Annotated in this window: 22 protein-coding genes; all 22 read right to left on the bottom strand. The window is 56.5% G+C overall.

Annotated features, from left to right (window positions below; all coding sequences use genetic code 11):
* Positions 1 to 85: 85 nt before the first annotated feature.
* Positions 86 to 1,354, bottom strand: a complete 1,269-nt coding sequence (gene ccmI / locus I6L49_RS00910) for a c-type cytochrome biogenesis protein CcmI (protein ID WP_216950376.1) — start codon at positions 1,352 to 1,354, stop codon at positions 86 to 88.
* Positions 1,351 to 1,830, bottom strand: coding sequence for a cytochrome c-type biogenesis protein (locus I6L49_RS00905; protein ID WP_216950375.1), 480 nt, complete (start codon positions 1,828 to 1,830; stop codon positions 1,351 to 1,353). Before I6L49_RS00905 ends, ccmI begins: the two co-directional genes overlap by 4 nt.
* An 11-nt stretch (positions 1,831 to 1,841) precedes the next feature.
* Positions 1,842 to 2,372, bottom strand: a complete 531-nt coding sequence (locus I6L49_RS00900) for a DsbE family thiol:disulfide interchange protein (RefSeq protein ID WP_005353655.1) — start codon at positions 2,370 to 2,372, stop codon at positions 1,842 to 1,844.
* Entirely contained in the window at positions 2,369 to 4,324 is a 1,956-nt protein-coding gene (locus I6L49_RS00895; RefSeq protein ID WP_216950374.1) for a heme lyase CcmF/NrfE family subunit, read from the bottom strand. The genes I6L49_RS00900 and I6L49_RS00895 overlap by 4 nt, the downstream gene beginning before the upstream one ends.
* A gap of 82 nt (positions 4,325 to 4,406) precedes the next feature.
* Complete coding sequence (gene ccmE / locus I6L49_RS00890; protein WP_216950373.1) at positions 4,407 to 4,898, bottom strand: cytochrome c maturation protein CcmE; 492 nt, start codon at positions 4,896 to 4,898, stop codon at positions 4,407 to 4,409.
* Entirely contained in the window at positions 4,895 to 5,101 is a 207-nt protein-coding gene (gene ccmD, locus I6L49_RS00885) for a heme exporter protein CcmD (RefSeq protein ID WP_019444732.1), read from the bottom strand. Before ccmD ends, ccmE begins: the two co-directional genes overlap by 4 nt.
* 2 nt (positions 5,102 to 5,103) lie before the next feature.
* Entirely contained in the window at positions 5,104 to 5,844 is a 741-nt protein-coding gene (locus I6L49_RS00880) for a heme ABC transporter permease (RefSeq protein ID WP_194496008.1), read from the bottom strand.
* Positions 5,845 to 6,014: 170 nt separating this feature from the next.
* Positions 6,015 to 6,683: a heme exporter protein CcmB gene (gene ccmB / locus I6L49_RS00875; protein ID WP_216950372.1), complete on the bottom strand. Its 669-nt coding sequence runs from the start codon at positions 6,681 to 6,683 to the stop codon at positions 6,015 to 6,017.
* Between the two features lie 4 nt (positions 6,684 to 6,687).
* Entirely contained in the window at positions 6,688 to 7,332 is a 645-nt protein-coding gene (gene ccmA / locus I6L49_RS00870; protein WP_110302515.1) for a cytochrome c biogenesis heme-transporting ATPase CcmA, read from the bottom strand.
* A gap of 198 nt (positions 7,333 to 7,530) precedes the next feature.
* Positions 7,531 to 7,908, bottom strand: a complete 378-nt coding sequence (locus I6L49_RS00865) for a DUF2802 domain-containing protein (RefSeq protein ID WP_168769852.1) — start codon at positions 7,906 to 7,908, stop codon at positions 7,531 to 7,533.
* 28 nt (positions 7,909 to 7,936) lie between these two features.
* Entirely contained in the window at positions 7,937 to 8,425 is a 489-nt protein-coding gene (locus I6L49_RS00860; RefSeq protein WP_005298836.1) for a chemotaxis protein CheW, read from the bottom strand.
* Positions 8,426 to 8,494: 69 nt separating this feature from the next.
* Positions 8,495 to 9,367, bottom strand: coding sequence for a chemotaxis protein CheW (locus tag I6L49_RS00855; protein WP_216950371.1), 873 nt, complete (start codon positions 9,365 to 9,367; stop codon positions 8,495 to 8,497).
* Positions 9,364 to 10,158, bottom strand: coding sequence for a ParA family protein (locus tag I6L49_RS00850; RefSeq protein ID WP_005334696.1), 795 nt, complete (start codon positions 10,156 to 10,158; stop codon positions 9,364 to 9,366). Before I6L49_RS00850 ends, I6L49_RS00855 begins: the two co-directional genes overlap by 4 nt.
* A gap of 4 nt (positions 10,159 to 10,162) precedes the next feature.
* Entirely contained in the window at positions 10,163 to 11,083 is a 921-nt protein-coding gene (locus tag I6L49_RS00845) for a flagellar motor protein MotB (RefSeq protein WP_021229886.1), read from the bottom strand.
* A gap of 2 nt (positions 11,084 to 11,085) precedes the next feature.
* Positions 11,086 to 11,823 carry a flagellar motor protein gene (locus I6L49_RS00840; RefSeq protein ID WP_005343988.1) on the bottom strand — a complete coding sequence of 246 codons (738 nt, stop codon included), beginning with the start codon at positions 11,821 to 11,823 and terminating at the stop codon, positions 11,086 to 11,088.
* Positions 11,824 to 11,825: 2 nt separating this feature from the next.
* Positions 11,826 to 12,941: a chemotaxis response regulator protein-glutamate methylesterase gene (locus tag I6L49_RS00835; RefSeq protein WP_110302517.1), complete on the bottom strand. Its 1,116-nt coding sequence runs from the start codon at positions 12,939 to 12,941 to the stop codon at positions 11,826 to 11,828.
* Between the two features lie 32 nt (positions 12,942 to 12,973).
* The gene (locus tag I6L49_RS00830; RefSeq protein ID WP_216950370.1) at positions 12,974 to 15,211 is read right to left on the bottom strand and encodes a chemotaxis protein CheA; all 2,238 of its coding nucleotides are present in this window, start codon (positions 15,209 to 15,211) and stop codon (positions 12,974 to 12,976) included.
* Positions 15,212 to 15,222: 11 nt separating this feature from the next.
* On the bottom strand, positions 15,223 to 15,963 hold the full coding sequence (locus I6L49_RS00825; protein WP_005353668.1) for a protein phosphatase CheZ: 741 nt from the start codon (positions 15,961 to 15,963) through the stop codon (positions 15,223 to 15,225).
* Positions 15,964 to 15,975: 12 nt separating this feature from the next.
* Positions 15,976 to 16,359 (bottom strand): chemotaxis response regulator CheY, encoded by a 384-nt coding sequence (gene cheY / locus I6L49_RS00820; protein WP_013723552.1) that lies wholly within the window; start codon positions 16,357 to 16,359, stop codon positions 15,976 to 15,978.
* Positions 16,360 to 16,470: 111 nt separating this feature from the next.
* On the bottom strand, positions 16,471 to 17,190 hold the full coding sequence (locus tag I6L49_RS00815; protein ID WP_019444723.1) for an RNA polymerase sigma factor FliA: 720 nt from the start codon (positions 17,188 to 17,190) through the stop codon (positions 16,471 to 16,473).
* A complete protein-coding gene (locus tag I6L49_RS00810; RefSeq protein ID WP_013723550.1) occupies positions 17,183 to 18,058 on the bottom strand; it encodes a MinD/ParA family protein in 876 nt (291 codons plus the stop codon). Before I6L49_RS00810 ends, I6L49_RS00815 begins: the two co-directional genes overlap by 8 nt.
* A 1-nt stretch (position 18,059) precedes the next feature.
* Positions 18,060 to 19,484 carry a flagellar biosynthesis protein FlhF gene (gene flhF / locus I6L49_RS00805; RefSeq protein WP_216950369.1) on the bottom strand — a complete coding sequence of 475 codons (1,425 nt, stop codon included), beginning with the start codon at positions 19,482 to 19,484 and terminating at the stop codon, positions 18,060 to 18,062.
* Positions 19,485 to 19,494: the final 10 nt, after the last annotated feature.

Raw genomic sequence — 19,494 nt, 5'->3', positions numbered from 1 at the left:
ATGATTGTCCTGACGTTTTATTTTGATTTATCAGAAGTATAGATAACCCGGCTCCTATCCAGGGGCCGGGTTATCCAAAGGCATATTAGAGGGCGTGATCGATGCGGATGTCAATCGGAGCAGCAGGGATCTCGGCCGTCTTGACCGGCACGGATACCCCTTCGAAGGCTCCTTCCTTGTTCATCACATTGCCACCGCGCGAGAGACGTGCCTTGAACTGCAGCTCCGGATAGGTCGCCAGTTTGCTACCTTCCATCATGGCATCGCCATCCCCGAGTGACAGGGTAACAGGTAAGGTTGGCCCTGCGATACGCTTCACGGCGATGGGCATGGGCGGCCCGTTGGGCACCACGGCAAAGACGAAGAGATGGGCATCTTCCGGCATCTGAATGCCCGCCGCCAACGTGACGTGGATGGGGAATTCCCCCTCCTTCACCGCCAGCGATTGTCCCTCAACTGCGCCCGCTTTGGCTACGCCTGAATTCATCACCTCGATGCCGCGCTGCTTGAGCTGCGCGCGGGCGTACTCCATGGAGCGCTCGACCATCACGTAACGGGGGGTACCTTTCTCCATCAGTGGCAACATCGCCTGCCAGCGAGACAGCGCGGTCTGGAAGTCCTCTTTTTGCAGCGCCATAAAGGCATAGACAGAGCGCGCCTCGATATTGTCCGGATCCTGCGCGATAGCAGCCTGCAACAGGGCATCCGCTTGCGCCTCATCCCCCGTCATCATCAGCGCCTGCGCGTAAGGCACCGCCACCAGCGACTTCTGGGGGGCAAGCGTGTAGGCCCGCTCCAGCGCCTCGTTGGCCATCTCGGGATCATTGCCATCCAGCGCCAAGCGTCCCAGCAGCAGCCAGCCGCGGTAGTCGTTCGGTTCATCCTTGAGGCGGGTACGCAGTGCCAGCGTGAAATCCAGCAGATCCTGCTCGGTCACCTTGGCATCCCGCTCCACCAGAATGCGGTTGCTCAGCTCGCCAAGACGGCTGCTGGCATCTTGCCAGCGACTCACCTCTTGCCAGGAGCCCAACTTGTAGTAGAGCCCCAGACTCACCACCAACAGCACCAGCACACCCGGGATCCAGATCAGACTCTTGCCACTGCGGGCTGTCTGCTCCACATCGGGAATATCATCCAAGAGACTTCGTTGCAGCTCGACCAGCGAGTCGGACTCCTCAGCAAGGACACCCTGCTCGCGCTCTTCGCCAATCTCCAGCAGCCGCTGGCGATAGAGCTGTTTGTTGAGCGCCGAGCGACTGATGCTCTGTTTGCCTTCACCACGCCACAGCGGCACGACGAGCGCCAGACTCACCAGCACCAGCAAGCCCGCAATCACTATCCAAAAAGCGGTCATTGTTTCTCTTCCTCTTTGAGCAGCTCGGCCAGTCGGCGCTGCTCCTCCTCGCTCAAGGCGTTATCCAGTTGTTTTTTCACCGCAGGGGGCCGGCGGCTGCGCATCACGACCACGGCGCCACCGATCAGGATCACCAGCAGCGGGCCGAGCCAGAGGATCAGGGTGGAGGCCATCAGGGGCGGGTTATAGAGGATAAAGTTGCCGTAGCGGGCCACCATGTAATCCACGATCTCCTCTTTATCCTTACCCTCGCGCACCATCTGGTAGGTCTTGTCGCGCAAGTCCTTGGCCAGCCCCGCATTGGAGTCGGCGATATCCTGGTTCTGACACTTGGGGCAACGCAGCTCCTTGGTCAGTTCACGAAAGACCTGCTCCTGATTGTCGTTGTCGAAGGTGTAGACATCGATAGCGGCCATGGCCGGCACTTGCACCCCCCATCCCAGCAACAACAGCAGGGAAGCAATAAATACTCTCATCAAGACTCCCCTCACTTCATGGCATCAAAGATGGGTTTGAGGGTCGACGCCCAGTTCTCGGGGTTGATATCCCCCACGTGGCGATACCGGATGATCCCCTTGCTGTCGATAAAGAAGGTTTCCGGCGCGCCGTATACCCCGAGATCCAGCCCCAGCATGCCGTCCGGATCATAGAGGTTGACCTGATAGGGGTTGCCCAGCTCAGCCAACCATTTGATCGCCTTGTCGCGCTCATCCTTGTAGTTCATGCCGATGATGGGAATGCCCTGCCCTGCCAGCTGTTTGAGGTAGGTGTGCTCGCCATAGCAGGTCGGGCACCAGGTGGCCCAAACGTTGAGCAACATGGGGCGACCGGTCAGGATACTGCGATCGTGCTGTTTGTTCAGATCGTAAATGTCCTGCAGGGTGAACACCGGCACCTCTTTGCCCACCATCACGGACTCAAGCTTGGTGGGATCGGAGTAAAGCCCTTTGAACAGGAACACAGCCCCCAGCAAAAAGACGATAAAGGGGATTAAAAACAACCAGGTCTTTTTGTTCATGCCTTGACCTCCTCCTCACGACGGCCGAAACGGTAACGCTTGTCGAGCATCGCCAGCACGCCACCAATGGCCATAAAAACGCCGCCGAACCAGATCCAGCGCACGAACGGCTTGTAGTAGATCCGCACCGCCCAGGCACCGTTGTCGAGCTGTTCCCCCAACGCCGCATAGAGATCGCGGGTGATACCGGCATCGATGGCCGCTTCGGTCATCGGCATCCGGCTCACCTTGTACATCCGCTTCTCGGGCTTGAGCAGGGCGACCTGCTTGCCATTGCGGTGCACTTCCAGAACGCCCTTGAAGCCATCGTAGTTGGGGCCGTTCTTCTCCTTGATCCCGGCAAAGACGAACTCGTAATCGGCAAAGTGCACCCGATCACCCGCCTGCATCCGCAGATCCTTCTCGATGCTGTAGTTCTGGGTGCAAGCGATACCAATGATGCTGACTGCCAGCCCCACGTGGCCGAGGATCATGGCCCAGTGGCTGTTGCCAAGCTTGCGCACACCGACTGCAAAGCTGTGCTTGTGGGTAGCACGCGCCCAGGTCTCCTGCACGCTGGTGACGATGATCCAGGCGCCCAGACCAATCCCTACTGCCGCCCACGGCTTGAAGGTTTCGGCAAAGAGCAGCGGCAACAGCAAGGCTGCGGCCAGACTCAGCACCAGTGCCACGAGCACCTTGCTTTTGAGTTCTCCCAGCTCCTGACGACGCCAGCGAAATAGCGGGCCAACCCCCAGCAGCAGGGCAAAGGGGATGATCAGCCAGCTGTAGATGTGGTTGAAGAAGGGGGTACCGATAGAGATGCTCCCCAGCCCCAGCTCCTTGTGCACCAGCGGCAGCAAGGTACCGAGCAGCACGGTCAGCAGACCCGCCACCAGCATGATGTTGTTGCAAAGCAGCAGGGTCTCGCGGCTCCACAGCTCGTGTTTGCCGTGGCTCTTCACCTGCGAGCCTTTGAAGGCAAACAGCAGCAAGGATGAGCCGATCACCGCCAGCAGGAAGCCGAGAATAAACAGACCGCGGGTCGGGTCGGAGGCAAACGCATGCACCGACACCAGCACGCCGGAGCGCACCAGGAAGGTACCCAGCAGGCTCAACGAGAACGCAGAGAGGGCCAGCAGCACGGTCCACGCCTTGAAGGTGGCGCGCTTCTCGCTCACCGCCAGCGAGTGCAGCAGAGCGGTACCCGCCAGCCAAGGCATAAACGAGGCGTTTTCTACCGGATCCCAGAACCACCAGCCGCCCCAACCGAGCTCGTAGTAGGCCCACCAGGAGCCGAGCACGATGCCAAGGGTCAGGAATACCCAGGCCGCCATAGTCCAGGGGCGCGACCAGCGGGCCCAGGTCGCATCGAGACGGCCGGTCATCAGCGAAGCAATGGCAAAGGCAAACGCCACCGAGAAGCCCACATAACCCATGTAGAGCATCGGCGGATGGAAGATAAGACCCGGATCCTGCAGCAGCGGATTGAGGTCACGACCATCGACCGGGAAATAGGGCAAGGTGCGGGTGAAGGGATCGGAGGTGAACAGCACGAAGGCAGTGAAGCCGACCGAGATCAGCCCCAACACGCCGAGTACCCGCGCGACAGCATCGAGCGGCAGACGGCGGCTGAACATGGCTACCGCCGCAGTCCAGCCACCCAGGGTCAGTACCCACAGCAGCAGGGAACCCTCATGGGCGCCCCACACCGCCGAGATACGATAGGCGAGCGGCAGCAGGCTGTTGGAGTTAGTGGCCACATACTGCACGGTGAAGTCGTTATCGATAAAGGCCCAGGTCAGGCAGAGAAACGACAGCAGCAGCAACAAGAACTGGGCATAGGCGAGCGGGCGGGCCGCCGACATCATGCCAAGACGCCCCCAGCTGGCGCCAAGCAGCGGATAGCTACCCAGCAACAGGGAGGTGGCAAAGGCCAGGATCAGCGCAAACTGTCCTAATTCCGGGATCATGAAGGCATTCCTTTCAATTGAACGGTGACAACAGCCGCACCACGCACGGCAGGCAAAGCGGAAAAGGCAAACACCACAGGGATCACTGTTTGGCTCCCTTCAACTGCGCCTCGGTATACTCCGGCTTGAAGTGCATACCGTTGGTGGCATCGGCCACTTCCGGCGGCATGTAGTTCTCATCGTGCTTGGCCAGCACCTCGAACGCCTCTACGGTCGTGGCATCCTTGAGGGTGCCCTGGGCAACAATCCCCTGCCCTTCACGGAACAGATCCGGCAGGATGCCGTCAAACTCGACCTGGACCAAATGACCGCCGTTATCCACCAGCTTGAAGGCAACCTTGAGGCTCTGGGGATCCCGCTGCACCGACCCCGGCACGACCAATCCACCGATGCGCAGGCGCTGCCCCTCTTCCGGTTTGATCTTGTCCGGCCCCTTCCCTTCCACCAGCTCGCTCGGGGTGTAAAAGAGGTCGATATTCTGACTGAGGGCGTAGAGCACCAGCCCGCTGACGGTAGCCAGACCCAGGGTAATGGCCAGAATGATGGTGAGGCGTTTTTTGCGTCTCGGGTTCATAGGGTGTTCTCCATCTGCTGGGCCGCCTTGCGACGGGCCTCACGCGCCTGTTTGCTGCGCAACTCACCGAGCAGGCTGCGGGTTTTCATGCGGGTAGAAATGATGATGCCGACCAGACACACCAGCGTCAGGCCAAATGAGAGCCAGACATAGAAGGCGTAACCGCCCATCGCCATAAAATCACTGAAAGAGGCAAAGTGCATGCTTACTTCTCCTGCTCTGCAATCTCTTTGACCCAGGGGCGATGCCACTCCCGCATCAGGAGTTCATTGCGAAAACGCATCAGGGTCAGGGCCCCGAGAAATGCGGCAAATGCCAGGATCATGATCAGCAGCGGCCAAAGCATCTCGGGTGAAATGGAAGGTTTGTCAAATTTGGTGATGGTGGCCCCCTGATGCAGGGTGTTCCACCACTCCACCGAGTAGTGAATGATGGGCAGGTTGATCACCCCGACCAGCGCCAGAATGCCGGCCGCACGGCCAGCGACCACCTTGTCGCTGAAGGCGTTGTAGAGGGCGATAACGCCGAGGTAGAGGAACAGCAAAATCAGCTCGGAGGTGAGACGGGCATCCCAGACCCACCAGGTTCCCCACATGGGCTTGCCCCAGGCGGCACCGGTAAAGAGCGCGATAAAGGTAAAGATGGCACCGACCGGAGCAATAGCTGCTACCGTCATATCCGCCATCCGCAGCTGCCATACCAGCCCGATAAACGCAGCAATCGCCATAGTGGAGTAAGCCCCCATGGAGAGAATGGCGGAAGGCACGTGGATATAGATGATCCGGAACGAATCTCCCTGCTGGTAATCCGCTGGCGCAAACGCGAGGCCCCAGACAGTGCCGATCACAAACGAGAGCAGACTAATCACCGCAAACCAGGGCAACAGTGTGCCTGCCAGCTGATAGGCACGCTCCGGTTTGGCATAAGGGTGCAACCATTTCCACATAGCTCACAAAACCTTTTTGTTATTAATCGTTTGGCGAGGCCTACCATACCGACCGCAGGGCAGCATCAAATACCCCGAAAGCAATAAGCGGCACTCTCCTTGATCCATCGCAACATTATTTTTTGCAAAAAGACTCCGTTCGGAGCCAAATCCGGTTCAGCTCACGGCCATCAGTTGAGGCTGACCCGCAACGCCGCCGACACAGCCAGCGGCGTCAGTGTCAAAGCTCCCACCAGCATGGCGGCCAGAATGGCAAGCTGCCCGCCATAGGGCAAGCTCATCCCCGCGGCATCGATGGCTGAGGTGGCAAAAATCAGTACCGGGATATAGAGCGGCAGGATCAGCAGACTGAGCAATACCCCCCCTTTGCGCAATCCCACCGTCAACGCGACCCCGACCGCGCCGAGCAGACTCAATACAGGAGTGCCAAGTGCCAGCGTCGCGACGACAGCCAGATAGGTGTTCATATCCAGCGACAGCAAAATCGCCAGCAAGGGAGAGATCAGCAGCAGCGGCAATCCGGTCAGCAGCCAGTGAGCGACCACTTTCGCCAGCGCCATCAAGCCCAGCGGGTGCGGCATCAGCATCATCTGCTCCAGCGCGCCATCGGCAAAGTCGTCGCGAAACAGTCGCTCCAGCGACAGCATGGCCGCCAATAGCGCCGCCACCCAGATAATCCCCGGGGCAATACGGGCCAGCAGTTTGGGCTCCGGGCCAATCCCTAACGGAAACAGGGTGATGACGATGAGGAAAAACCAGAGCGGGTTGAGAATATCGGAACGCTGGCGCAGAGCCATCAGCAGTTCACGGTGAATAAGGTGCATAACAGCGCGCAACATGGCGTTACTCCTGCAATGTCGATGCGAAGGGGGTCAACGAGATAGTTTTCAGCCGTCCCTGCATCAGGGTAAGATCCTGATGAGTGGTTAGGATCACCATGCCGCCCCGCTCGGCGTGGGCCAGAAAGAGCTGTTCGAGCACCTTGACCCCTTGCTTGTCGATGGCGGTAAAGGGCTCATCGAGGATCCAGAGTGCCGGTTTCTGTGACAGCCAGAGTCTGGCCAGAGCCACCCGGCGTTGCTGACCGGCAGAGAGTTGCCCGGTCGGGTTCTCTTCAAACCCGGCAAGCCCTACCCGGGCCAATATCTGCCACAAGTCAGTCTCTGTTTGCCGCGGGTGATGCAACTGCTGGTAGAACTTCAGGTTTTCAAAAGGGGTCAGCGCCGCTTTGACGCCCGGCTGATGACCGAGATAGAGCAGATTGGCATGATACTCATCGCGACAGTGACGAATATTCTCCCCATTCCAGCACACCTCACCGGCAAACGGCTGCGACAGCCCGGTCAACAGCCGCAACAAACTGGTCTTTCCGACCCCGTTGGGTCCTTCAATTTGCACCAGATCGCCGGGCGCAACAGAGAAAGAGAGGTGTTCAAACAGAGTGCGATCTTCGCGCACGCAGCTCAGATTGTTAACTTGAAGCAGCATGGGGATTTTTTCAGAGAAAATGAAGCGGTCTGCATCTTAACACAGTATTGGAATACGTCTTTTCAAAGATGCAACAATTGAACTGACTGGCGACCGGGATCACAAAGAAAATACGGTAGAAACCGCCTGCTCAACGCAGCTGGGGGACAAGCGGCTGCACGCCATAAAATTCAGGAAGGCAATTGCCTTCCTGAATCATCAAGAGCGACCTTTTCGCAACGATATCAAGAGCTCAGCCTCTGCCTTTGGCAACTCGCACTCACTCATGACTTCATCAAGATCGGCGCCCAGTTCGACCATCTTTGCCGCTCGGCTGTAGAGCCTGCGTTCGGGATCCTGCATGGTCAGCTCTTGCTGGCGCTCGTTGACCTGCTGCATAGCCCCTTCCACCGACTGCAGACGCTGCCCCATGCCAATGGCGCCGGTATGGAGTTCCATCATCTGCTTGCGCAAGCTTTCCAACTGACCTTGCAGGGTTGCCACACTGGCCTCGGACTCCTGCTTGCTGCGCTTGCTCTTGAACCAGATATAAGAGGCAAACGCCAAGGCAATCAGGGACAACCCCAAGGCAACCATCTCGATTATCAAAACATCACCTTACTTATCAGAGGGAACCGATATCTTCCCACTCTTCATCGGAGAGCAGCTTGTTCAAGTCAACCAGGATCAGCAGTTGCCCATCGCGGTTGCTCACCCCCTGAATAAACTTGGCGCTCTCTTCAGTACCGACCGCAGGTGCCGCATCGATTTCGGAAGAGCGCAGATAAACCACTTCCGCCACACTGTCGACCATGATGCCGATCACCTGCTTCTCGGCCTCGATGATCACGATCCTGGAGTTTTCACTCACATCACCGGAAGGCAGACCGAAACGGGAACGGGTATCGATGACAGTCACCACATTGCCACGCAGGTTGATGATCCCCAGTACGTACTCAGGCGCACCCGGCACCGGTGCAATTTCGGTGTAGCGCAACACCTCCTGAACCTGCATCACATTGATGCCGTAGGTTTCGTTTTCCAGTTGGAAGGTTACCCATTGCAGCACTTCATCTTCGGCCAGATTCTGTGCAATATTGCGCTTTTCTGTCATGTTTTTATTCCTTTTATGAAAACGTCTACTGCTAAAACTAGCAATAAAACAGCTCGATTGCAGAAGTTATCAGCGACCTTCTATGTTAACCCCACGCTCCAGCAACAGGAGTAGTTCGCGGACGTGTAACAGGGCACACATTTTTTCTTTGACCATGCCAGCCAACCAGGGGCGCTTGCCCTCCTGATGGCGCCATTTCACCTGGTCACGGTGTAACAATTCAGTCCCTTTGAGATGGTGGCAGGCTAATCCCCACGGCGATTCACCAAGCATAATCAGATACTTGTAATCATCCATCTCGAGATGCTGACCCGGCATGACCCACTGGGCAGTATCGACCACATTCATCTTCTGCTCGCGGGAGGTCATGATCCCCTTGTACCAACCCGGTTGGCCAAACAGGGAGGTGATCTCGCCCAGCTGATGAATACCACCCAGCTCGGTCAACGGCACCGCAAACGTCACGCCTGCGACTTCAAAGAAAAGGGCCTGAAACTCTTTACCAGTATCGATATTTTCCCAGGTAACAGGTTTACTGGCCTCTACCGGAGCAACCTCCAGCACCGTTTCGGTCAGGATTGTAGTATGGGGCTCTGCAACCTCGGGAAGCAGAACCTCCTCAGGCCATTCAGGCTCCACCGGCAGCAGTGATTCCTCTGCCACAATCTCCAGCGGAGTGGTGAGTGTTATCTCCTGGGTGAAGGCATCATTTTCGAACTGGACTTGTCCCACCTGAGCCAATAGCTCACCAAGTTGGGCAAGCCGTGGATCGCTTTCGAGGTAAGGTGCGGCGACTACCTCAGGGACGCTTTGGGGCTGACGTTGCAACTGTAAAACAGGGGCGGATTGAGCCTCTTCCACCTCATCCAGCACCAGTGGCTCATCGAGCAGCAGGGAATGGAAATAGTCATCCATCGCCCGAACTTGAATGGTATCTCTCATGCCGTCACCTCATGAACCCGTTGCCGCTCAAGGGCATCAAGATGGTTGAGCAGCGTTTCATATGCATAGGTTCCACGACTCCCGGGAGAATAGATAGACGGGGGGATATGCAGCAAGCTGGCATCCCGAAACTTGGTATCAATAGGGATCACCGCATTCCACACTGAATCTCCATATTGATCCTTGATCGACTTCAAGGTCATCAGAGAGGCACGGGTGCGCTTGTCGAACATGGTCGGGATCACTGTATAACGGAACTTGTCACGCTTGGAACGCTGCATGATCTCGAATGTTTTCATCATCCGCTCCAACCCCTTGAGGGCCAGAAACTCGGTCTGGACAGGCACCAGAATGCGATCGCAGGCAGCCAGCGCGTTGACCATCATCACCCCCAGCACTGGCGGGCAATCGATCAGCACGTAATCATATTGATCCTGAATGCGCAGCAGTGCCCGCTTCAGTACCAGTCCCATCCCCTCACGATTGCCCATCACCCGATCAAGGGTCGCCAAAGTAATAGATGCTGGCAGTAAGTTGATATTTTCGAACTTGGTCTTGAGCGTCAGTTTATTGACAAGCTCGGCTGTCGGTTTGACAGCTTGAAACAACTCATAGAGGGTTCCATCCAGGCGATCTGAATCAAAATCAAGATATGCAGTCAGCGAAGCATGGGGGTCGGTATCAATCAACAGCACCCGCTGGCCACGCTGGGCCAGGATCCCCGCAAGCGAGACCACTGTGGTGGTTTTACCCACACCACCTTTCTGGTTGGCAACCGTCCAAACAATCACTGTATCAATCCTGCCTTGTTGTTATGCGTATGCCACCACCGGGCAAGGTGATCACCTTTATCTCTCCTGCATCCACCGCCTGCTGTACAGCAGGAACCGGTTCAGCAACTACCGTCGGTGTTGCAACCACAGGTGCCGGCGGCACCCAGGCAAATTTGGAGATAGCGACCACAACCTTGCGATTCTGCAGTCTGCCCTGCTCGCTGCCGTTGTCAGCAAAGGGGGAAAACTCGCCATATGCCTCGAACGCCAGACGCTGGGGGGCGATCCCATCTGCAATCAAACCATTGAGTACCGCTTCGGCCCGAGCAGCAGAAAGCGCCCAGTTAGAACGATAAATTTCATTATTTATCTGTTGGTTATCGGTATAACCCCGAACCCTTACATAGTTATCGACCGGTTTGAGAATACTTGAAAGAGTATTAATGACCGGTGCAGCGTTTGGTCCCAAAAAGGCACTGCCGCTGCCAAACAACAAGCCGGAACTGAGTTCAACCGTCAGCCAGTTCTCATCTTGCGTCAGTTTGACGATACCGGCATCCACCAGCGAGCCCATGCTCTGTTGCAACTGCATATCGAGTTTTGCAAGTGTCGCGCCATCTTGCAGCACTGGCACACCAGAAATAGGAGCAAGTGAAGGAGAGGGGGATGCTGGGCTTTCCAACAACGATGGAGAGGCAGATACCGCGTTATCCAGCAGGGAATTACCCTGCCCTTCAAGCAAGCCATTGCCGCCAGACTGCATGACACTGAACGCCTGGCTCATACCATCAATCACCGCGCGATACTTGTCCTTGTTCACCAGCGCAACAGAGTAAAGCACCACGAACAAAGCAAAGATCAGCGTCATATAATCGGCATAGGAGACCAGCCAGCGGTCAAGATGCTCGCGACCCTGCAAGTGCAACCGATAGCGCTTGCGCATGGCTACTCTCCTTTCAAATAGGCCCTGAGCCGGCGTTCAACCTGCAAGCCGTTTTCACCATGGGCGATAGCCAGCAGCCCTTCCAGGGTCATCTCCTGAAAGAGTGCATAGTGATAGTGAAATGCGCGTAGCCTGTTGGCGATAGGCAGGTAGATGAGGTTGGCAAACCCCACTCCATAGATGGTTGCCACAAATGCCACTGCGATACCCGCCCCCAGCGCTGACGGGTCTTCGAGATGAAACATGGCCTGGATCAGGCCCAGCACGGCACCGATGATTCCGATGGTCGGACTGTACCCCCCCATGGCTTCAAATACCCTGGCGGCATGTTCATTGCGCTCCTGCTCGATATCGATATCGGCTTCGAGCAACATGCGAATATCCTCCGTGGATACCCCATCGACAATCATGCCAAGCCCTTGGCGGGTAAAGTTGTCTTCCTCCTGCTCAGCCTGATTTTCAAGGGCCAGCAGCCCTTGCTGGCGCGCAAAGACGGCCCATGACTGCAACCGTTCGGCCTGCGTCGCGAGATCCTGGCGGGGAGGGGTAAAAATCCATAACAGCTGGCGCAACGCCAGCAAGATGTACTTGGCTGGAGTCTGCAACGTGACGGCACCGACGGTACCACCCAGCACGATCAAAAAAGCAGGGCCGTCCACCAGCGTCAACAGGGAGCCGCCATGCCACAGTTGGGCAATGGCAATAGCCCCCAATGCCAGGAGCAGACCGAGCAAGCCCATGATTAGCGTCCCAACTCAACCAGAATACGCTGGGCCACCTTGTCCAGAGGGAGTGATTCGCTGGCAATCCCCGCTTTGGCTACCGCTTGCGGCATACCATATACCACGCAGGAAGCCTCATCCTGAGCCCAGACGGTTGATCCCTGCTCTTTCAGCAGTCTGGCGCCATCACGACCATCTGCGCCCATACCGGTCAGCACAATCGCCAGTACCTTATCGGCATAGGTCTTGGCCGCAGAGGCAAAGGTGATGTCCACACAAGGCTTGTAATTTACCTTGTCGTTGCCATCCACGATGCGAATGCGAGCCCCTGCACCACGACCTTCCAACAGCATCTGTTTGCCACCGGGAGCAAGGTAGGCATGCCCTGGTTTAAGCACATCGCCATCTTCCGCTTCCTTGACGCCAATCTGGCATAACCCGTTGAGACGGGCAGCAAACGCGGCAGTAAAAGTGGCTGGCATATGCTGGATAAGCAGGATGGGATGGGGAAAATCCCCCGGCAACTTGGTCAGCACATTTTGCAAAGCAACAGGTCCGCCGGTAGAAGTACCGATCGCCACCAACTGATAACTCTTGCCACTGCGCTTGAATGAAGCACTTGGCACAGTGCGTTGCAGGTCAGGCTGACGATCAGGAGTTCTGGGCGCTATGCTGCCCAGAGGAGCACGAGCAACCGGTTCAGGTGCTTTGGGACGAGCAGCGGATGTCATCAGGAAGCGCTTGCGGGAGATCTCCTTCACCCGTTGTTGCAACAGTCTGACCGCTTCATCTTTGTCTCTGGCAATGTCCTCAAACTTCTTGGGCAAGAAGTCGAGTGCACCGGCGTCCAGCGCATCAAGCGTAGCCTTGGCCCCTTCATGGGTCAGGGAGGAGAACATCAGAATGGGGGTTGGGCACTTGGCCATGATCTCCCGCACCGCACTGATGCCATCCATCACGGGCATCTCGATGTCCATGGTGATCACATCAGGGCGCAGTGACAGCGCCTTGTCCACCGCCTCACGTCCATTCTGGGCCGTATCAATCACCGTCAGCATGGGATCCTGATTGATGATCTCGCTCACCCGACGGCGAAAGAAGCTCGAATCGTCGACAACTAATACCTTGACTGCCATTGTTGTTTTTCTAACTCCTTGGGCCTGAGCTATTAATGTCTACGCGCATATGCTTTGAGCAGACTCGGCACATCCAAAATAAGAGCGATTCCGCCATCACTGGTAATCGTCGCACCGGCCATGCCAGGGGTGCCTTGCAGCAGGTTATCAAGTGGCTTGATCACCACCTCTTCCTGACCAATCAAGCTGTCTACCACAAACCCGATTTGCTGAGTGCCAATCTGCACGATCACCACATGTCCGGTATCCTGACGTGAACGCTTGTTGGCGCCACGAATCAACCACTTGTGCAGATAGAAGAGCGGTATCGCCTTCTCGCGCACAATGATGGTGAGCTGGCCATCAACCATGTTGGCCTTTTTCAGATCCAGATGGAAAATCTCGTTCACACAACCAAGGGGAAGTGCGAAGGTCTGCTCACCCACTTCCACCATCAGAGTTGGCAGAATGGCCAGCGTCAACGGAACCTTGATTTCGAGACGGGTACCTTTCCCCCAGGTGGAATCGATGTGCACCGATCCATTGAGGCTGACAATGCTGGTTTTAACCACATCCATTCCGACACCACGGCCAGAGATATCAGAGATCTCGGCCTTGGTTGAAAAGCCCGGAGCAAAGATCAGGTTATAGGCATCGTTGTCGCTCATGCGAGCGGCAGTATCTGCATCCAGAACACCGCGACTGATTGCGATGGACTTGAGTTTCTCAGGATCCATCCCTGCCCCATCATCCTCGATGCAAAGCAGAATATGGTCACCTTGCTGGGAGGCGCTAAGGGTAATTGTCCCTTGCCGCGGCTTGCCCGCTTTCTCCCGCACATCCGGCATTTCGACCCCGTGATCGCAGGAGTTGCGAACGAGGTGAACCAGAGGATCGGCGAGCGCCTCTACCAGGTTTTTATCAAGATCGGTCTCTTCCCCCACCATCACCAGCTCAATCTCTTTCTTGAGGGTTCTGGCCAGATCACGCACCACGCGCGGGAAACGACCAAATACCTTCTTGATTGGCTGCATGCGGGTTTTCATCACCGCACCTTGCAGGTCAGCCGTTACCACATCCAGATTGGCAACCGCCTTTGACATCTCTTCATCATTGCTGGCAATACCCAGGCTCACCAGCCGGTTACGAACCAGTACCAACTCACCTACCATGTTCATGATGACATCGAGGGTCTTGGTATCCACCCGCACCGTCGTATCGCTTTGCACGGCACTGTTTTCTGCTGGCGCAGGCGCAGCCTTGGCGGCAGGCGCTGGTGCCTTGGCTGCTTCAGCGGGTTTTGCGGGGGCTGCCGGTGCTGGTTTGGCAACAGGAGTGGCCGGTTTGGGCGGAGTCACCGCAGCAGGTGCGGCAGGTGCGGCAGGTGCGGCAGGTGCGGCAGGTGCGGCAGGTGCGGCAGGTGCGGCAGGTGCGGCAGGTGCGGCAGGTGCCATAGTACTCTGAGGCCCTTGACCACGACCATGCAATTCATCAAGCAGGCGTTCAAACTCATCATCATCGATAAGCTCGTCCACCTCTTTTTGCACGGACTTCAGAGGATTCACCTCTGGCGCCCCCATGTGCTGTCCCTGACCATGGAGCTGGTCCAGCAAGGCCTCAAACTCATCATCGGTGATATCGCCAGAGCCACCTGCTATCGGGGCTGCTGCAGCCGTCTTGGTCGGAGCCCCACCCACGCCGTGGAGCTCGTCCAGCAGACGTTCAAATTCGTCTGCAGAAATTTCATCGATCGAGCCGCCGCCATTGACAGGAGCGGGCTCGCTGCTGATGGCTGCGGGTTCAACAACTTCTGGAGCAACGTCTTCAACAACTACCGGTGCTGCAGGTTCAGATTCTACAGCCGCAGCCGCACTGGTAGCAGTGCGCAGTTGCTCTTCCCCTTCTGGCTTGCACAACTCATGGAGGTCATGAAGCAAATCATCTGACGCAGGGCTGGGTGCTTCGCGATTTTGAACCTGGGCGAACATGACATTGATGGCATCCAGCGCTTGCAGGATCACATCCATCAGCTCCGCAGTAACGGTTCGCTTGCCATTACGCAAGATATCGAACACGTTTTCCGCACCGTGGCATACATCAACCAGTTCACCGAGCGACAGAAAACCTGCCCCCCCTTTCACGGTATGGAAACCGCGAAAGATGGCATTCAACAGGTTCTTGTCATCGGGCCGCTTTTCCAAGTCGACCAGTTGTTCAGACAACTGTTCCAATATTTCGGATGCTTCGACCAGAAAGTCTTGCAGTATGTCTTCATCAACTTCGAAGGCCATGCGTCACTCCATTAGAATCCCAAGCTAGACAGCAGATCGTCCACATCATCCTGACCATTGACCACATCGGCACGAGCCTCGGGGTTCATGATAGGGCCCTCTGCTTCAATCCCGTTGACAGGAATACTACGAGTTGAATGCTCAGCAGAAGCCTCACCAAACATGGTCAGCATTTCTATTAATTTTGTTTCAACTTCCTGAACAAGCTTGATGACCTTGCGGATCATCTGACCTGTCAAATCCTGAAAATCTTGTGCCATCAGGATTTCTGTCAGCAGTTGCCGTAATTTATCGGCATCAGACTCTGAAGCCTTAATAAAATCATCAAGTTGGTGACATAAGGATTTGAACTGCCCCACGCTCATGTCACGAGACATCAGGGCATTCCAGTTCGGCATCACCAGCTGGATATTGTCATTCAGGCGATCCGCTATCGGCAAACTGGCTTCCACCGCATCCATTGTGCGATTGGCCGCTTTGTCGGTCATATCGATAACGTAGCTCAAGCGTTCCCGAGCATCGGGAATATCATGAGTAGCCAAATCGGGAATACGGGGATCGAGGCGAAATTCTTGAAGTGAATCATGCAGTTGTCGGGTCAGCTGACCTACTTTTTCAAACAGATCGGCTGCGTTGGGGGCACATACTTCGGCAAGCAGTTCATCGGCCAGCTCAAATTCGCCTTGCTCCAGATGAGCAACAAGCATCCTTGCCTGGTCGAGCGAAATCATTGCTCTCGTTTTGGCCATCATCCCTGCAGCTCCTTAGCCAATTCGTTCGAAAATTTTGTCGAGTTTTTCTTTGAGCGTTGCTGCGGTGAAGGGCTTGACGATGTAACCGTTGACGCCAGCTTGGGCGGCTTCAATGATCTGCTCACGTTTGGCTTCAGCGGTTACCATCAGAACCGGCAGATGCTTGAGCTTCTCATCGACACGGATGGCTTTAAGCAGGTCAATACCTTGCATGCCAGGCATGTTCCAGTCGGTAACTACAAACTGAAAATCACCATTTTTCAGCATCGGCAGCGCTGTATTGCCGTCATCCGCCTCATGGGTATTGTTGAATCCCAAGTCGCGCAGCAAGTTCTTGATAATCCGGCGCATCGTTGAAAAATCGTCAACAATGAGGATTTTCATGTTCTTGTCCAAAATTCCCTCCTAAATAGCCACCAGAGTGGCTCACTTACATGATGCTAAAAACGGGTTGTGTCGTGCGGATTATGCCTTAGAGTTTCATCTCAGTGTAGCCAGTACAAACACTTATAGATGCCAATCTCTCAAACGAGCACGCAATCTGTGCATTGCCTGACTGTGGATCTGGCTCACACGCGACTCGCTGACATTCAAAACCTCGCCAATTTCACGCAAATTCAGCTCTTCATCGTAGTAAAGAGAGAGAACCAAAGCTTCTCTCTCTGGTAGACGACCAATTTGCTCGGATAATTGAATCTGAAATCGCTCGGCAGCCAATTCATCGAATCCCGAGCCTGAAGGGGCATCATCGGGGTTGCCGATCACATCCTCGCTGACCCCCAAATCTTCGATGCCGATAATTTTGCCGCAGGAGACGTCTTGCAGCATCGCATGGTAATCAGCGATGGAGACCCCCATCTCGGCAGCAACTTCGGTATCTCGCGCGTCACGCCCGTGAGTCTGCTCGACATTCTCGATCGCCTCTGCAATAGCGCGACTGTTGCGATGCACAGAGCGGGGTACCCAGTCACCACGCCGGATCTCATCCAGCATGGCGCCTCGGATGCGGATCCCGGCATACGTCTCGAAGCTGGCCCCCTTGCTACCGTCAAAGTTGCGGGAGGCTTCAAGCAGCCCAATCATACCTGCCTGGATCAGGTCATCCAGCAAGACACTGCTGGGCAGGCGAGCCAACAAATGCTGGGCAATTCGCTTGACCAGGGGAGCATGACGCTCCACCAGCACGTAGGAATCCTGATGACGCAAGTACGCTTGGGCTTTATTCACGGGAACCTTCCTGTGTTGTGGCCGGTTTCTGCAACAAATTTTCCAGGAAAAACTCCAGATGGCCGCCCGGCTGGTTGGGAACCGGCCAGCTCGCCGCCTTGTTGGCAAGGGCCCGGAAGGCCAGTGCGGCCGGCGACTTGGGAAACGCCTCGACAATCAGCTTCTGCTTGCGCACAGCGGCACGCAGATTGGTGTCATAGGGTACACAGGCGACCAGCTCCAGCGAGGTGTCGAGGAAACGATCCGTGACCCGGGTCAGTTTGGCAAAGAGCTCCTGCCCTTCGCGCAGACTGCGCACCATATTGGCTACCACCTTGAAACGAAACACGCCGTGATCCTTGGAGAGGATCTTGATGAGGGCGTAGGCATCGGTGATGGAGGTCGGCTCATCGCAGACCACCACCATGATGTCTTGAGCTGCTCGGGTGAAGCTCAGCACCATGTCGGAGATCCCCGCAGCCGTATCCACCAGCAGGATGTCGACCTGGGTCTTCATCTCGCTGAAGGCGCGGATAAGCTCGGCATGCTGCACCGGAGAAAGCTCGACCATGGACTGGGTGCCCGAGGTCGCAGGCACGATCATCATGCCGTAAGGGCCTTCGACGATGATATCGTCGATGGTGCATTCACCCGCCAGGACATGAGAGAGGTTGCGATGAACCCGCAGCCCAAGCATGACGTCGACGTTGGCCAGACCCAGGTCGGCATCCAGCACCATCACCCGCTTGCCTTGGGCGGCCATGGCTCCGGCCACGTTCAGGGTCACGTTGGTCTTGCCCACGCCACCTTTACCACCGGAAACGGCGATTACTTTTACTCGATTGTTTTGACGCATTTTGCGCAGACCACTCGCCTGATCCATATACATGTTACTCATAAAACTCCGAATCTTCGGCCTCGCCAAAGCCTGCGCCCCAGAAATAGGGCTCCTCTGTTTCTCGCTCCAGCGAGCCCATGGCAGCTCCGACGAGCTGCGCCGCATTGGCAACCTGAATATCCTCCGGAACCCTTTGTCCGTCAGTGATATAGCTGATGGGCAAGGCATTCTGGATACACACATTAATCACTTCGCCCAGATTCAGACTTTCATCCAATTTGGTAAGTATGCAGCCGCTTAATGGAATACGCCGGAAATGGTCAACCGCCTCCTGCATCACCCGACGCTGGGAAGTTGCCGACATCACCAGATAACTGCGGATCCGCACCTTGGCATTCTTGACCAGGGTATCGAGCTGCTCGGTCAACCGGATATCCCGTTGGCCAACCCCGGCCGTATCGATAAGTACCAGCCGACGATGGCGGAACTGATAAAGGGCATTGGCCAACTCTTCGGCATCACGCACCTGCCGTACCGGGCAACCCATGATGCGACCATAGGTCTGCAGCTGTTCATGGGCACCAATCCGGTAGTTGTCGGTGGTGATCAGCGCCACCTGCTCGGCGCCATACTTCATGGCGAAACGGGCCGCCAGCTTGGCGATGGTGGTGGTTTTGCCCACCCCGGTCGGGCCAAGCAGCGCCACCGCGCCACCCTGACGCATGATCTCGTCCTCACTGATCTTGAGCTGGGCCGTCAGCACCTCGGCCAACTGGGCCATCGCCTGATGGATGGACATATCTTCGGGGATCAGTCCCGCCAGTTGATCGGCAAACGCATCATCAAAGCCGAGTTTCTTGAGCTCCTTGATCAGCAGGGCCCGCATCGGTTCGCGGCGCTCCACCTCTTGCCACATCAGCCCGGAAATCTGGTGCTCCAGCAATTTGCGGATGCTGGCCATCTCCTTGCGCATCCCTTCCATCTCCTGATCCCGCTGGGCAGGTTGAGGGGGGCGCTGGCCGGACGCAACCCGGGCTTTGGGCTTGGCAGGTTCCGGAGCGGCGCCCCACTGCCCCTGCTCGGCCAATGTTCTGGGCGCTGGATTGGCAGCGGCCAGCCCGGCCGATTGGGTATTGCCCATTGGCGCCCCATTGCCCGGCTTGAGCTTCTGCTGGCGCGCCAGCAAGGCGGCCAGGGTATCGGCATAATGTTCGTTCTGCTCCTTCGCCGGCGACGGCTCGGGGCGGATCATCTGCCGTGCAGCAGACGAAATATTGACGCTCTCATCGTTCAGCTGACGGCGAACCGGCGCATCTTTGGGCCCCGGGACCTGGGATTGATAATCGACTGCGGCGACTATCTCTACCCCTCCGGTGACCTTCTTGTTGGACATGATGACGGCATCCGGCCCGAGAGTCTCCTTGACCTCGGCCAGAGCCGTTCGCATATCCTTGGCAAAAAACCGCTTAATCTTCACCCGTCGTCTC

The organism is Aeromonas sp. FDAARGOS 1419 (assembly GCF_019047045.1).
Classification (GTDB): domain Bacteria; phylum Pseudomonadota; class Gammaproteobacteria; order Enterobacterales; family Aeromonadaceae; genus Aeromonas; species Aeromonas veronii.
The sequence above is the reverse complement of the archived record's forward strand: the minus strand, read 5'-3'. Positions and strand labels throughout refer to the sequence as shown.